The 13,950-nt window shown below is 52.4% G+C and carries 10 protein-coding genes; 5 read left to right on the top strand and 5 right to left on the bottom strand.

Features of this window, described 5'->3' with window-relative positions:
* Positions 1 to 21 precede the first annotated feature (21 nt).
* Genes gcvP through I2F54_RS05410 form a run of 4 tightly spaced genes read right to left on the bottom strand, consistent with a single transcriptional unit; the run spans position 22 to position 5,075 of the window.
* Positions 22 to 2,871, bottom strand: coding sequence for an aminomethyl-transferring glycine dehydrogenase (gcvP, locus tag I2F54_RS05425; RefSeq protein ID WP_195500677.1), 2,850 nt, complete (start codon positions 2,869 to 2,871; stop codon positions 22 to 24).
* Between the two features lie 27 nt (positions 2,872 to 2,898).
* Positions 2,899 to 3,537: an MBL fold metallo-hydrolase gene (locus I2F54_RS05420; RefSeq protein WP_009121182.1), complete on the bottom strand. Its 639-nt coding sequence runs from the start codon at positions 3,535 to 3,537 to the stop codon at positions 2,899 to 2,901.
* 31 nt (positions 3,538 to 3,568) lie between these two features.
* The gene (gene rsmG / locus I2F54_RS05415) at positions 3,569 to 4,189 is read right to left on the bottom strand and encodes a 16S rRNA (guanine(527)-N(7))-methyltransferase RsmG (protein WP_195500676.1); all 621 of its coding nucleotides are present in this window, start codon (positions 4,187 to 4,189) and stop codon (positions 3,569 to 3,571) included.
* Between the two features lie 28 nt (positions 4,190 to 4,217).
* Positions 4,218 to 5,075 (bottom strand): DUF3298 and DUF4163 domain-containing protein, encoded by an 858-nt coding sequence (locus tag I2F54_RS05410; protein WP_118046699.1) that lies wholly within the window; start codon positions 5,073 to 5,075, stop codon positions 4,218 to 4,220.
* 139 nt (positions 5,076 to 5,214) lie between these two features.
* On the opposite strand from I2F54_RS05410, the gene I2F54_RS05405 reads away from it, so the two are divergent.
* From I2F54_RS05405 to I2F54_RS05390, 4 genes are all read left to right on the top strand, one after another.
* Entirely contained in the window at positions 5,215 to 5,613 is a 399-nt protein-coding gene (locus I2F54_RS05405) for a hypothetical protein (protein WP_195500675.1), read from the top strand.
* A 310-nt stretch (positions 5,614 to 5,923) separates the two neighbouring features.
* On the top strand, positions 5,924 to 8,140 hold the full coding sequence (locus I2F54_RS05400; protein ID WP_195500674.1) for a TonB-dependent receptor: 2,217 nt from the start codon (positions 5,924 to 5,926) through the stop codon (positions 8,138 to 8,140).
* A gap of 51 nt (positions 8,141 to 8,191) precedes the next feature.
* On the top strand, positions 8,192 to 8,503 hold the full coding sequence (locus I2F54_RS05395) for a heavy-metal-associated domain-containing protein (RefSeq protein WP_195500673.1): 312 nt from the start codon (positions 8,192 to 8,194) through the stop codon (positions 8,501 to 8,503).
* Between the two features lie 72 nt (positions 8,504 to 8,575).
* Positions 8,576 to 10,240 (top strand): HAD-IC family P-type ATPase, encoded by a 1,665-nt coding sequence (locus I2F54_RS05390; protein WP_195500672.1) that lies wholly within the window; start codon positions 8,576 to 8,578, stop codon positions 10,238 to 10,240.
* Position 10,241: 1 nt separating this feature from the next.
* Here I2F54_RS05390 and I2F54_RS05385 read toward each other — a convergent pair whose 3' ends face one another.
* Positions 10,242 to 11,075 carry a helix-turn-helix domain-containing protein gene (locus tag I2F54_RS05385; protein WP_009121175.1) on the bottom strand — a complete coding sequence of 278 codons (834 nt, stop codon included), beginning with the start codon at positions 11,073 to 11,075 and terminating at the stop codon, positions 10,242 to 10,244.
* Between the two features lie 137 nt (positions 11,076 to 11,212).
* Between I2F54_RS05385 and I2F54_RS05380 the strand changes: the two genes are divergently transcribed.
* Complete coding sequence (locus tag I2F54_RS05380; protein WP_195500671.1) at positions 11,213 to 13,945, top strand: SusC/RagA family TonB-linked outer membrane protein; 2,733 nt, start codon at positions 11,213 to 11,215, stop codon at positions 13,943 to 13,945.
* Positions 13,946 to 13,950: the final 5 nt, after the last annotated feature.

Genomic DNA, 13,950 nt, shown 5'->3' with positions numbered 1-13,950 from the left:
TCGACACCCTCTCCCGATATTCTATTCAAAGCATCCGTAGCACGTTGGCAACAATTTGCGGTCGCCCAACGTATTGTCTACCCGCGCCACGTTCACCCAAAACTTGTTGTCGCGGACGCTTTCTATCGGATAGGCGGCTTTCTGCCGGGTATAACTGTGTTCCCATGCGTCGGCCACCACTTCATATTCGGGATGCGGAGCATTTATCAGCACGTTGTCCGTCTTGTCCGCTTCGCCGTTCTTCACTTCCTGAATTTCCTGCCAGATAGTGAGCATCACATGTACAAAGTTATCCAGCCCGGCAAGGCTTTCGCTCTCCGTCGGCTCTATCATCAGTGTGCCGTGAACGGGGAAGGAGAGGGTAGGCGCGTGATAGCCGTAGTCCATAAGGCGTTTGGCTATATCGTTTTCGCTGATGCCCGTTTCCTCGTGTACCTTGCGGCATTCCAATATCATTTCGTGTCCTACGAAACCCGTTGCTCCGCGATAAACGATACCGTAGGTGTCTTTGAAGCAGGCAGCCAGATAATTGGCGTTCAGAATGGCAGTCTTGGTGGCGCGTGTCAGCCCTTCCGTACCCATCATGCGGATATAGCCGTAGGTGATAGGCAGGATTCCCGCACTGCCGAAGGGAGCTCCCGATACTTGGTTGGCGGTATTGCCGAACAGTTCGTGACCCGGCAGGAACGGAACCAGATGTCCGGCTACGCAGATAGGACCTACGCCCGGTCCGCCACCGCCATGGGGAGAGGCGAATGTCTTGTGCAAGTTCAGGTGGCAGACATCGGCGCCAATAAATCCGGGGTTGGTCAAACCTACTTGGGCGTTCATGTTGGCGCCGTCCATATAAACCTGTGCGCCGCAGGCATGGATAATCTTGCAGATTTCCACGATTTCCGTTTCAAAGATGCCATGGGTGGACGGATAGGTAATCATTAGCGCGGCGAGGTCGGCCTTGTTCTCTTCGGCTTTGGCACGCAGGTCGGCCATGTCGACATTCCCTTGTTCGTCGCAGGCGCAGGTGACCGTGGTGAAACCTGCCTGAACAGCCGAAGCGGGATTGGTGCCGTGAGCCGATGCGGGTATCAGCACCTTGTTGCGGTGCCCTTGTCCGATGCTTTCCAGATAGGCGCGGATTACGCGAAGTCCCGCATACTCTCCGGCGGCGCCGGAATTGGGTTGCAGGCTCACTCCGGCAAATCCGGTTATCACTTTCAGTTCTTCGCTGAGGTTGTGTATCAGTTCGCGGTAGCCTTCTGCCTGGTCTTCGGGAACGAGCGGGTGCATACCCATGAATTCCGGACGGCTGAGCGGCAGCATTTCGGCGGCGGCATTCAGCTTCATGGTACATGAGCCGAGGGAAATCATGGAGTGCGCCAATGAGATATCCTTGCGGTCCAGTCGCTTGATGTAACGCATCATTTCCGTTTCCGTATGGTATTTGTTGAATACCTCGTGCGTCAGGTAAGCGCTCTGGCGCCGGAAAGCTTCCGGAATGGTACGGCTTTCGGGGATGTCGGCGGCTTTGGTATAGTCTTTTCCGGCTGCGATACCGAAAATGGAAAGAAGCACGTTGACGGCGGCCAGGTCTGTCGTTTCGTCAATGCTCATACCTACATCGCCGTTCTTGAAGTAGCGCAGGTTCACTTCCTTGCTCAGGGCGACGGTGCGCACTTGCTGCGCCGATACATTGTCGGGCAATGCGAAGCGGAGCGTGTCGAAGTACCGGGCATTCACTTGCCTGTATCCTAATTTATCGATTTCCTGTTCCAGATATGCGGCGATGTTGTGAATGCGCTCTGCAATGGTGCGGATACCTTCCGGTCCGTGATATACGGCATAGAAACCGGCCATTGTGGCCAGCAGCGCCTGTGCGGTACAGATGTTGGAAGTCGCTTTCTCGCGTTTGATGTGTTGCTCGCGGGTTTGCAGCGCCATGCGGTAACACGGCTTTCCGTATTTGTCTTTAGACCAGCCGATGATACGTCCCGGCATATTGCGCTTGTACTCGTCGCGTGTGGCGAAGTAAGCGGCCGACGGGCCGCCGTAGAACATCGGCGTGCCCAGTCGTTGGGTGGTTCCGAATACGATGTCCGCTCCCCATTCTCCCGGCGGGGTGAGCAGGGCGAGGCTCAGTATATCGGCGGCCACAGCCACTTTACAGCCTGCGGCATGCGCTTTCTCCACAAAAGCGCGGTAGTCTTCTATATTTCCGTTGGCGTCCGGGTACTGCAATATGCAGGCGAAGATGTCCGGAGCCGGTTCCAGTTCATTGTATTTACCCGTCCGTATCTCGATGCCCTGCGGGATGGCGCGGGTGGTGATGACAGCCAGTGTTTGCGGGAATACGTTTTCGTCCACAAACACGACGTTGGCTCCCGCCTTCTGCATATCGCGCGGGCGCAGCGCGTACATCATCGTAACGGCTTCCGCGGCGGCGGTCGCTTCATCCAGCAGGGAGCAGTTGGCAAGAGGCATGCCGGTAAGGTCGCAAACGGCGGTTTGGAAATTCAGCAGGGCTTCCAGCCGTCCCTGCGACACTTCCGTCTGATAAGGTGTATAGGAAGTGTACCAAACGGGATTCTCGAATACGTTGCGCTGGATTACGGCAGGCGTAATGGTGTTGTACCAACCCATACCGATATAGGTAGCGTATAGCTTATTTTTAGCTGCCAGTTCCGCTATGTGCTGTCCGAACTCATATTCGGTCATGGCTTCGGGCAAAGCCAGCGGTTCTTTCAGACGGATATCGGCAGGAATGGTTTTATCAATCAGTTCGTCCAGACTTGCCACGCCGATTTTGCGGAGCATCTGTTCTTCATCCTTCTTGCTGATGCCGATGTGGCGGTCAGCCAACAGGTCGTTTTTCATACGTACTATATTATTTAAAGTTATTACCTATCTAAAGAACGGGTTCTCCGCCTTTTCTATGCCGATGGTCGTAGGCGCTCCGTGCCCCGGATAGACAATCGTTTCATTGGGGAGTATGAACAGGCGGCTGCAGATATGTTCTATCAGTTCGTCGAAGTTGCCGCCGGCGAGGTCGGCACGGCCGATGCTGCCTTGAAACAGTACATCGCCGGAGAACATGCAATGGTCTGCCGCGCAATAGTACACCAGACTGCCCGGCGAGTGTCCCGGCACATGGATGGCTTCCAATTCCGTATTGCCGAAGGTGATGATGTCGCCGTCGTGCAGGTAAGTACCCAACGGTACGGGCGGTTCCTGCAACTGGAAACCGAACATACGGCTCTGTTTGGGCGCTTCGTCAATCCAGAACTCGTCGGCTTGGTTGGCTTCCGCCTTCAGTCCGAACTCTTTCAGCATGAAAGGGTTTCCGAAGATGTGGTCCAGGTGCAGGTGCGTGTTCAGCAGGTGCTTTACATTCAGCTCGTTGTGTATGATAAAGTTCTTTAAAGCCTGTTTCTCCTCTTCGTAGAAGCAACCGGGGTCGATGACTACGGCTTCGTTGGTTTCGTCCCACAGTACATAGCAGTTCTCCGGGAACATATTAAATTCAAATCTCTTTATCTTCATGATACTATATTTACTGTAATAGATTCTTTCTTCAGACTGTTACGTACACCGCTTTCTTTGTTTCGAAGAACTCTTCCCCGAAGAACTCCTTCAAGTCCCACATCGTAGTCTTGTTTCTGACGGGCATCGCCTCTTTCTCCAGTTCGCCGCCTTTCAGGCAGATAAGTCCGTTGGGCAGTGCGTTCTGCTGTTTGGGGGAGATATTCTTGCGGATGATTTTCAATAAATCGGTAAGGGGCATTACGGCACGGCTCACCACGAAGTCGAACAGTTGCTTTTCTTCTTCGGCGCGTGCATGACGGGTGGTTACGTTTTTCAGTCCGATGCTGCCCGCTACTTCGGTGGCTACGCGTACTTTCTTGCCGATGCTGTCCACCAGGTGGAACTGCACTTCGGGGAAAAGTATGGCCAGCGGAATTCCCGGGAATCCGCCCCCTGTGCCCAAGTCCATGATTTTCGTACCCGGGGCGAAGCGGATTACTTTGGCTATGCCCAGGGAGTGGAGAACGTGGTGTTCGTAGAGGTTTCCGATATCTTTACGTGAAATGACGTTTATTTTAGAGTTCCAGTCCGTATAGAGGTCGTAGAGCGCGGCGAATTGCCTTTTCTGTTCTTCTGTCAGGTTCGGAAAGTACTTCAGGATGAGTTCCATTGTTGGGTTATGAGTTATGAGTTATAAGTTATGGGTTGCGTACGTCGTTCAGCGCCATTGTTTCGTCGCTCAGCAGGTGCTGCATCATTTCGTACGGCAATGTTATCTTTACAGGTCCCATTACATAGGGGGCGATGTCGTATACATTATAATAGAACGTGATGCCGTCCTTGCTCAGATAGAAGTTCTCGGTCGGTGTCAGGTCGCCGGTAGTGACGTATCCCATATCTTCCAGTTCCTGACGGGTGGCTACCTTATTGTCGGCCATGAGCTGGTTCCACAAGAGGTCGGTGAGCTGTTCCTTGTAGTCGTTCACAAACAAGTCGTCCAGGCGGATGGGAGCCAGGGTGCGCAGGTCGAGGTTGAGGAAAGTGGACATGTAGATGCCGTGTGCGCCGCCGGTATATTCGTTGTAGTCTATACGGTAGACGAGCAGATGTCCGGTGTACAGTTGCACGTGGCTTTCGATACCTTTATAATAGGAGTACCATGCTCCCATGTCTTCGGCGTTCTCCTTGTCCTGTTCGTCTTTCCTGTACATCGGTTCCAGGTCTTTGCGGTAGTCGCCGACGTACTTTTCGGTGTACTTCTTTACGGCTTCTTCGGGAGTCATGCCCATGTACTTCTCGCCGAAGCAGGCGGAAAGGAAATAGGTGTTCAGACTGTCCTTCATCTTCTCGTCGGCCGACCGGGAAGCGTATGTAAGGTTGATGATGAGGTTGCATGCCGGTTTGGCGGTATCACCGAAGAGGTGGGCGGTTTCGTTCACTTGTATGCTGTCGAACTCCAGCGCTCCGGCGTTTTTGTTCATGATGTTACCGCAAGAAAAGAAAAAGCCGCTTGCCGCAAGCAGAAGGACAAGTAGGCTGACAGTTTGCTTTTTCATATCGAGTTTCGTTTATAAATCAACATTTCATTCGGGAATCTTTATCGACAAATATAGAACTTATTAACGAACTCCACACATAAAAAAGGAAAAATTAATTCCTGCGAACGGTTAAAACTTTCTATCTTTGCCGCCGTCTATGAAGAGGCTCCGTTACATATTCGCCATATTGATGTCCTCACTTATTATCATAAGTGGGGCGGGAGTTTCCATTATCCATTATTGCTGTTCGGGATGCCGGATGGAGCAACGTTGCTGCACGTCCGGTTGTTCGGAATGTGAGAAGGCGCACTACGCGTCGCAGGAAACCTGTAAAGATACGGGCTGTACCACCGTTCACTACAAAGTGGATGTGGTGAAGCATGTGCAGGAAGCGTCTTCGACAGTACCCGTATGCACGCTGTACTGCGAGCAGTTGCCGCAGTTCGGTTGCCTGTTGCCGGTGGAACTGCCGGTGACCGGAACGCAAGTCTATTCACCGCCGAGATATTGCGGTTTCAGGCATTATCTGGCGCTTTATTCCACACTGCTTATTTAGAGAGACATCCTTGCGGGACGGCGTTTGTTTCCTGCCGGGGAACGGTCTGTTCCTCACCGTGAAACATGTTGTTCCCTGCCGGGGAACGATACGTTTCATCCCATGGAACAAACAGTTTCATCCCGCGGAACGAATCGTTTCACCTCACGGGATTGGTATTTTCATTTCGTAAGACGGATATTTCCATCCAGTGAGGCGAATAATTGCTATGATTATCCGCAATGACGCCTTTATTATCATTTACGGGCGCCATGCCGGATAACCGTTTATTTGTTTTATTGTCACATTTCAAAATAAGAAAGAATCAGATATGAAATATATATGGTTAATGTTGCTGTTCTTCCCCTTTATCACTTTGCGGGCGCAGGTAAAGGGAACGGTAAAAGATAATCTCGGTGAACCGGTTGCCGGAGCCAACCTTTTCTGGATGGGAACGACACAGGGCGCCACCACCTCTGCCGACGGGAGCTTCTCCCTCGCAAAGCCTGCCGGTAAGCACATGCTGGTAGTCAGCTTCATCGGTTTCGAGAACGATACGATACATGTGAACGGACGTGATGAAACGCTCGACATAGTTCTTCGCGAAGGGGTGGAACTGAGCGAAGTCAATGTTGTCAGCCGTAAGCTCGGAACCATGAAACTGCGGGGCAGCGTGATGAACGAGGATATGATAAGCAGCGCCGAACTGACCCGCGCCGCCTGTTGCAACCTCGGAGAGAGTTTCGTAACCAACCCCTCGGTGGACGTGACCTATTCCGATGCCGCTACGGGCGCCAAGCAAATCAAGCTGTTGGGATTGTCCGGCACTTACGTACAGATGATGACGGAAAACATTCCCAACTTTCGGGGAGTGGCCGCTCCCTACGGGCTGGGCTATGTGCCCGGCCCGTGGATGCAAAGCATACAGGTGAGCAAGGGCAGCGCATCCGTCAAAAACGGTTACGAGGCCATCACCGGGCAAATCAATGTGGAGTTCAAGAAGCCGCAGTTACCCGAAGCCGACTGGCTCTCCGTCAATCTTTTCGGCAGCACCACCAACCGTTACGAAGCCAATGCGGACGCCACGGTGAAACTCTCCAAGCGTTGGAGCACTTCTTTGCTGGCGCATTACGAAAACGAAACCAAAGCCCACGACAGCAACGATGACGGCTTTGCCGATATTCCGCAGGTGAAGCAGTACAACGTATGGAACCGCTGGGCGTATATGGGCGACCGTTACGTTTTCCAGGCAGGCATCAAAGCCTTGTCCGAAGACCGCAACAGCGGGCAGGTGAGCCATGGCGGCAGCCATTCGGCCGACCCTTACAAAATATCCATCGGAACCGACCGTTACGAGGCGTTCACCAAAAACGCTTATATCTTCGATAAGGAGAAGAATACCAATCTGGCGCTCATCCTTTCCGGCTCTCTGCACAAGCAGGATGCCGTGTACGGACGTAAGCTGTACGATGTAGACCAGCACAACGCCTACGCGTCCCTTTTGTTCGAGACGGAACTCGGCAAGCGTCACAGCCTGTCTGCGGGACTGAGTTTCAACTACGATTCCTACAATCAGCGTTATCGGCTGACGAACGATGCGGAGCAACCTCTTACGAGGCGGTTCGTAAAGGAAGCTGTTCCGGGAGCGTATGTGCAGTACACCTATAATCTGGATGATAAACTTATCCTTATGGGGGGTATTCGCGGTGACCGCAGCAGCGAGTACGGTTACTTTGTCACGCCCCGTTTCCACGTAAAGTACAATCCCAACGAATACGCGCACTTCCGTCTTTCCGCCGGAAAAGGGTATCGCACCAATCATGTCCTTGCCGAGAACAATTACCTCTTGGCAAGCAGCCGCCGTATAGACATCGCCCGGAACCTCGACCAGGATGAGGCTTGGAACTACGGAGCGAGCGCTTCCTTTTACGTCCCCTTGTTCGGCAAAACGCTGAACCTGAATGCGGAGTATTACTACACGGACTTCCTCAAGCAGGTAGTGGTGGATATGGATACCGACCCGCATGCCGTTTTGTTCTACAACCTCGGCGGGCGGTCGTATTCGCAGGTGTTCCAGGTGGAAGCCACTTATCCGTTCTTCCCGGGATTCACCCTCACGGCAGCCTATCGCTGGACGGATGCCAAGACCACCTACGACGGGCAGTTGCGGGAAAAGCCGCTTACCGGCAAGTACAAAGGACTGCTTACTGCTTCGTATCAGACTCCGCTGGGCTTGTGGCAGTTCGACGCGACCTTGCAGCTGAACGGTGGCGGCCGTATGCCGAACCCTTACGAACAGGGAGACGGCGCGTGGTCGTGGGAACACCGCTATAACGGCTTTGAGCAGCTAAGCGCACAGGTCACCCGCTACTTCCGCAACTGGTCTGTCTATGTCGGCGGGGAAAACCTTACCAACTTCAAGCAGAAGAATCCTATTATCGACGCTTCCGATCCGTGGGGAAGCAATTTCGATGCCACCATGGTGTGGGGGCCGATGCATGGGGCAAAGGCGTATGTAGGCGTACGCTTCAATATTCCACGGATATAGCGGTTAATCAAAGAGATATGAACAGTGAAAACTAATTAAAAAGAAAACATCATGAAAACAAGAAAGATTTGCATCGCCCTTGCGGCCGTATTGCTGAGTGCAACGACAGCCGTGGCCAAAGACCTGCGCACCGTAGTGTTCAAAGTGTCACAGATGACGTGCGAGAACTGTGTGAAAAAGATAAACAGCAATATCCGTTTCGAGAAAGGGCTGAAAAAGTTCGATACGGACTTGAAGACTAAAACGGTGACCATCACGTACGATGCCGACAAGACCGATATTGAAAAACTGAAAGAGGGTTTCAGAAAGTTCCATTACGAAGCCGAGTTTGTGAAAGAGAGCAAGCAGGACGATAAGAAGTAATTGAACAAACGGCTCATTCCGGTTGTTGCTTTAGTGGATTCAGAGTAACAACCCCCTAAAATATAGAATGGAATGAGCAATATATTGAAGAAGGTATGTCCCGCGCAGGAATTACACTGCGCGGAATATGCCGATAGTATGGAAAGATGTAACATGGAAGAACGCAACAGGCAGTACCGCAGTCTGAAGATGCAGGCTGTCGGCGCGTGGCTGCTGGCCGTTCTGTTGTTGCTGCTTTCCATATTCGGTAATTATGTGTCCTATGGCAGCGAGATACAATTGCCGCTGGCCGCGCTTGCGCTGCTGTTTCTGGGAACATCTTTTTATACGGATGCCTGGAAACGGCTCCGTGAGGGACGCGCCACCATGGACACGCTGATTGCTTTCAGCGCTTCCGTGGCTTTTCTTTTCAGCTTGTTCAACACGTTCTTTCCGGACTACTGGCATGACGCGGGACTTCAACCGCACGTGTATTACGAAGTGACCGTACTGATTGTCGCAGTGGGGCTGACCGGTAAAGTGTTCCGGTTCCTGCCCGAAGAACTGCATGGTGAAGACCGCATAGCCAATATCATCTTTCCCGTGCTGACGGGAACGGCGGTTGCCGTGTTTTTTATCTGGATATTGTTCGGCGGTGTGGAAGCCGTGCCGCATGCGCTTTATTCGGTTATTTCCATTTTCATTGTCGCTTGTCCGTGCGCGTTGGGTTTGATAACACCCGTCGCGCTGATGCGCGGGATAGGCAGAGCCGCCGATATGCATATCTGGATAAAGGACTCCCTCGCTTTGGAGCGGCTGAACAAGGCCGATGTGGTGGTCTTTGACAAGACCGGGACGCTGACCGAGGGACATCCCACCGTTACGGCCTGGTTGTGGGCGCAGTACCAGGAAGAATATTTTAAGATGGTGCTGCTGGCTGCGGAAATGAACTCGTCCAATTCGCTGGCGGCCGCCATCACCGCCGCCCTGCGGGAAGAGCAGATTACGCCCGTCCGTTTGGACGGCTGCGAGATTCTGAAAGGAAAAGGGATGAAAGCCGCCTATAAGGGTATGGAGTATTGGGTGGGCAGCCATAAGCTGTTGAAGGATTATCAGGTTTACCTGTCCGACGTGCTGGGCGATATGCTGGTGGAGTATGAGTCCGAGGGAAACAGCATCGTTTACTTCGGTCGTGAGGGTGAGCTGCTCGCCATAATTGCCGTTAAAGACCAGTTGAAAGTCACTGCGCTCGGTGTGGTGAAAGAGCTCAGAGGGCAGGAACTCGATATTTGTCTGCTGACGGGCGACGGCGAACGTACCGCTTCGACCATAGCGGGGAAGCTGGGTATCATCCGCTATCTGTCCGATGCCCTGCCGGACGACAAGGAGACTTTTATCCGCGAGCTCCGGTTGCAGGGAAAGACGGTCGTTATGGTGGGCGACGGCATCAATGACGTGCAGGCGCTGGCGGGTGCGGATGTCAGTATCGCCATGGGCGGCTATGCCGACGATACGCTGACGGATGAAGCCATGATAGTGATAAAATCTTCCGATTTGCAGTCGCTGCCCAAGTTGTTCGGCCTGTCACGCCATACGCTCCGGCTGATGCGCCAGAACTCGTTCTGGGTGATAATCTATCATCTGGCAGGCGTATTGATAGCCGCGGGCATCCTTTATCCGGTGTACGGAATACTGTTGACGCCCATGCTGGCCGCAATAGCCATAGTGCTCTCCTGCGTAACGCTGATGAGAGGGTAGGTCAGCTGTTCCTGTATTCCAGCGGGCTCATTCCCATGTGCCTCTTGAAGTACTTGCCGAAGAACGAGGCGCTGGGGAAGTTCAGCGAGTAGGCGATTTCCTGAATGGTCATGTCGGTGGATTTCAATTTGGCTTTTATGTCGATGATGACGACATGCGCAATGATGTCCAGCACGTTTTTCCCGGTCACCAGTTTGATGGTGGTGCTGAGGTGTTGCAGGGATATGCCCAGCTTTTCGGCATAGAACTGCGCACGGCGTTCGGTGGTGTAGTTTTCGATAACCAGCTGTATGAACTCACGGCAGATTTCCTCTTTCCGGCTTTTAATCCTGTTTTGGGAGTCCGGACGGTTGCTGTATAACTCGTTAACGCCGTAGAGAAGCGTGTCCAGCACGTTCTGCGCCATTCGCGTTTTGGGCATGTACGGTCCGGTGGAAACGCGTGCCAGCAATGCGAAGTAGTCCCTGAAGTAAGAGGCGACGGTTTCGTTGAGCGGTATCACGGGAGCTTCTATAATCTTGGAGTACGAGCTCATGGTGGATTGGATGATGTTGACTCCGTTGAGACAATGCTCGGAGAACCCGGCAAAACCTATCCGCACCTTTTCTTTCTGTCCGTGAAACTGGATGATGGTGCCGGGAAGGAGTGTCACAAAGTCGCCTTGTTTGATTTCGGTGTCCATCAGGTTGATGGATACCGTAATGGAACCTTCGGTGCACAATGCGAAGATACATGCCTTCAGACGGCATGATTGCTTGTATATGTTCAGAATATCTTCTGTTACATCCGTCCATGCAATCAGGTCTACGGGGAGATCGACTTGGGGAAATTCCATAAGTGTTGTCGTTTTTGGTCTGCACAAAGTTACGCTTTTTTGCTGAAAAGTATCGAAAAACTTGCAATCGGACAGGGATTTTTTTAATTTTAATTGTTATTAAAGTTAAGAGTGTTAATCTTATAACAGATAGAACTATGAAACAATACCGCAAACTTTTCTTCCTCGGATTTATATGTGCCGCGTGGCCGGTGTCGTACGCGCAGGCGCAGGATGTGTCGGCCGGCGTTCCCGACTCATTGCTCACCATAGGATATACCGTGGGGCATACCCGTAATATATCTTCCCTTGTGGAGAGTTTCACCGGCAAACAGCTGAAAGCAGACCAGATAACCAATCCGCTGGAAGCCATCTACGGCAAAGTGCCCGGCCTTACCATACAGCGCGCTGCCAACGGTACGGCCGCTTTGGATGCCGTACGCCTGCGCGGCACTACCTCGCTGACCAGCGGCAACGACCCGCTGATTATCATCGACGGCGTATTCGGCGATATTTCGATGCTTACATCCGTTTATCCTACGGACATAGAGAGCTTCACTATCCTGAAGGATGCTTCCGAAACGGCGCAGTACGGTTCGCGGGGTGCATCCGGCGTCATCGAGATTACGACCAAGAAAGGAGTGAAGGGTAAAACGAGGGTAAGCTATAACGGTAGTTTCGGCGTGGCATCTGTCTATAAGAGCCTGAAAATGCTGTCGGCGGATGAATTCCGCAAAGTGGCGGAGCAGACGGGCGTTTCCATTATCGACAAGGGGAACAATACCGACTTCCGGAAAGAGATACAGCAGACGGGATTCCAACAAGACCATCATATCGCTTTTTACGGCGGACGGGATGAGTCGAGCTATCGTGTGTCATTGGGTTATATGAGCCGGGAAGGGGTGATTGTCAACGAAAACATGAGGAATTTTACATCGAATATGAATATGACGCAGAGCCTGTTCGACGGTTTCATCCGGTGCGATGTCGGCATGTTCGGTTCGGTGCAGAACAACCGCAATCTGGTGGACGAGCAAAAGACTTTCTATTCGGCGGCTGCCTTTAATCCGACCTTTCCCAATCATAAAAACGGGGACGGCTCTTGGGACGGCGTGACGAACGCCAGCCAGATAACCAATCCGCTGGCATGGATGGAAGTGAAGGATAAAGAGTCTGTTTCGCGTATCAGCACACATGCCAAGCTGTTGCTGAACTTCACGCCTGACCTGAAGATGCGGCTGTTCGGTTCGTACTCGTATAACATGGTGGAGAACTCCCAATATCTGCCGACCGGCGTATGGGCGCACGGACAGGCGTATAGAGGCGTGCGCAAGTCGGAGTCGTTGGTGGGCAATGCCATGCTGACCTACCGGAAACGCTTGAAGCGTCACTTCATTGATGCGTTGGCGCTGGCGGAAGTGCAGGAAGAGAAGTTTTCCGGCTTCTATACGACGGTCACCAATTTCAGTTCCGATTTATTCGGCTTTGATAATTTGCAGGCGGGCGCGCTGCGCCCGTGGGAAGGGACGAACTCTTATTACGAGCGTACCCGTTTGCTTTCTTTCATGGGACGCGCCAACTACACCTATGCCGACCGCTATGTGCTGACGGTGAATGCCCGTGCGGACGCCTCTTCCAAATTCGGCGACAATCATAAATGGGGCTTTTTCCCTTCGGTATCGGCGGCCTGGAATGTGACGGAAGAGGATTTCATGAAGCGGTTTCCGCAGGTCAATAATCTGAAAGTACGTGTGGGCTACGGTCTGGCGGGTAATCAGAGCGGGATAAACTCGTACACGACCTTGCGTCTGGCGCAGCCCAACGGGGTAGTGCCTGTGGGCAGCGCTCCTGTGGTGTCCTTGAGCGAATTGAGAAATACGAATCCCGATTTGAAATGGGAAGTGAAGCATAACTTCAATGCCGGTTTTGATTTGGCGCTGTTTGCCAACCGGCTGCTGTTCTCGGTGAATTATTACCTCTCCAAGACTACCGACATGCTGTATATGTATAATGTCAGCGTGCCGCCGTTTACTTATAATACGCTGGTGGCAAATATCGGCTCGATGCGCAACAGCGGCGTAGAAATCGCGGTAGGGGTTACTCCCCTGAAAACGAAAGATATGGAGCTGAACATTAATGCGAACGTGTCTTTCCAACAGAACAAACTGCTTTCGTTGAGCGGCGTTTACAATGGCGAACGCATTGCGGCCGCCGAATACAAGAGCATCTCCAGCCTGGACGGCGCGGGTTTTCATGGCGGGTATAATCATATAGCTTACCAGATTGTGGGGCAACCGCTCGGCGTGTTCTATCTTCCTCATAGCACGGGGCTGGTGTCGGACGGAAACGGCGGATATAAATACGGTGTAGCCGATTTGAACGGAAACGGTATCAGTCTGGAAGACGGCGAAGACCGCTACATTGCCGGGCAGGCTGTACCCAAAGCAACGGTAGGCTCCAATATCAGTTTCCGCTACAAGGATTTCGATTTGTCGGTACAGATAAACGGGGCGTTCGGGCATAAGATATACAACGGCACTTCACTTACGTATATGAATATGGGTATCTTTCCCGACTATAACGTGATGAAAGGCGCTCCGCAAGTCAATATCAAAGACCAGACCGCAACCGACTACTGGCTGGAAAGGGGCGATTATGTGAACTTCGACTATGTAACGGCAGGCTGGAATGTTCCGTTGCGGGGTACGAAGAGGTATGTTCAGAACTTGCGTCTGACCTTTACAGTGAACAACCTTGCCACCATCACCGGCTATTCGGGGCTTTCGCCGATGATAAACAGCGCTACGGTGAACGGCACTTTGGGATTGGACGACAAACGGAACTATCCGCTGGCCCGAACCTATACATTGGGATTGAGTATTAATTTCTAAAGGAA

This window comes from Bacteroides clarus (genome assembly GCF_015555825.1).
Taxonomy (GTDB): Bacteria; Bacteroidota; Bacteroidia; order Bacteroidales; family Bacteroidaceae; genus Bacteroides; species Bacteroides clarus.
Note: the sequence above shows the minus strand (reverse complement) of the source record. Positions and strands in the feature narration are given on the sequence as shown.

Excerpts from the sequence above, each read along its gene's own strand:
- gcvP (WP_195500677.1), bottom strand. The coding sequence starts at position 2,871 with ATGAAAAACGACCTGTTGGCTGACCGCCACATCGGCATCAGCAAGAAG.
- I2F54_RS05420 (WP_009121182.1), bottom strand. The coding sequence starts at position 3,537 with ATGAAGATAAAGAGATTTGAATTTAATATGTTCCCGGAGAACTGCTAT.
- rsmG (WP_195500676.1), bottom strand. The coding sequence starts at position 4,189 with ATGGAACTCATCCTGAAGTACTTTCCGAACCTGACAGAAGAACAGAAA.
- I2F54_RS05410 (WP_118046699.1), bottom strand. The coding sequence starts at position 5,075 with ATGAAAAAGCAAACTGTCAGCCTACTTGTCCTTCTGCTTGCGGCAAGC.
- I2F54_RS05405 (WP_195500675.1), top strand. The coding sequence starts at position 5,215 with ATGAAGAGGCTCCGTTACATATTCGCCATATTGATGTCCTCACTTATT.
- I2F54_RS05400 (WP_195500674.1), top strand. The coding sequence starts at position 5,924 with ATGAAATATATATGGTTAATGTTGCTGTTCTTCCCCTTTATCACTTTG.
- I2F54_RS05395 (WP_195500673.1), top strand. The coding sequence starts at position 8,192 with ATGAAAACAAGAAAGATTTGCATCGCCCTTGCGGCCGTATTGCTGAGT.
- I2F54_RS05390 (WP_195500672.1), top strand. The coding sequence starts at position 8,576 with ATGAGCAATATATTGAAGAAGGTATGTCCCGCGCAGGAATTACACTGC.
- I2F54_RS05385 (WP_009121175.1), bottom strand. The coding sequence starts at position 11,075 with ATGGAATTTCCCCAAGTCGATCTCCCCGTAGACCTGATTGCATGGACG.
- I2F54_RS05380 (WP_195500671.1), top strand. The coding sequence starts at position 11,213 with ATGAAACAATACCGCAAACTTTTCTTCCTCGGATTTATATGTGCCGCG.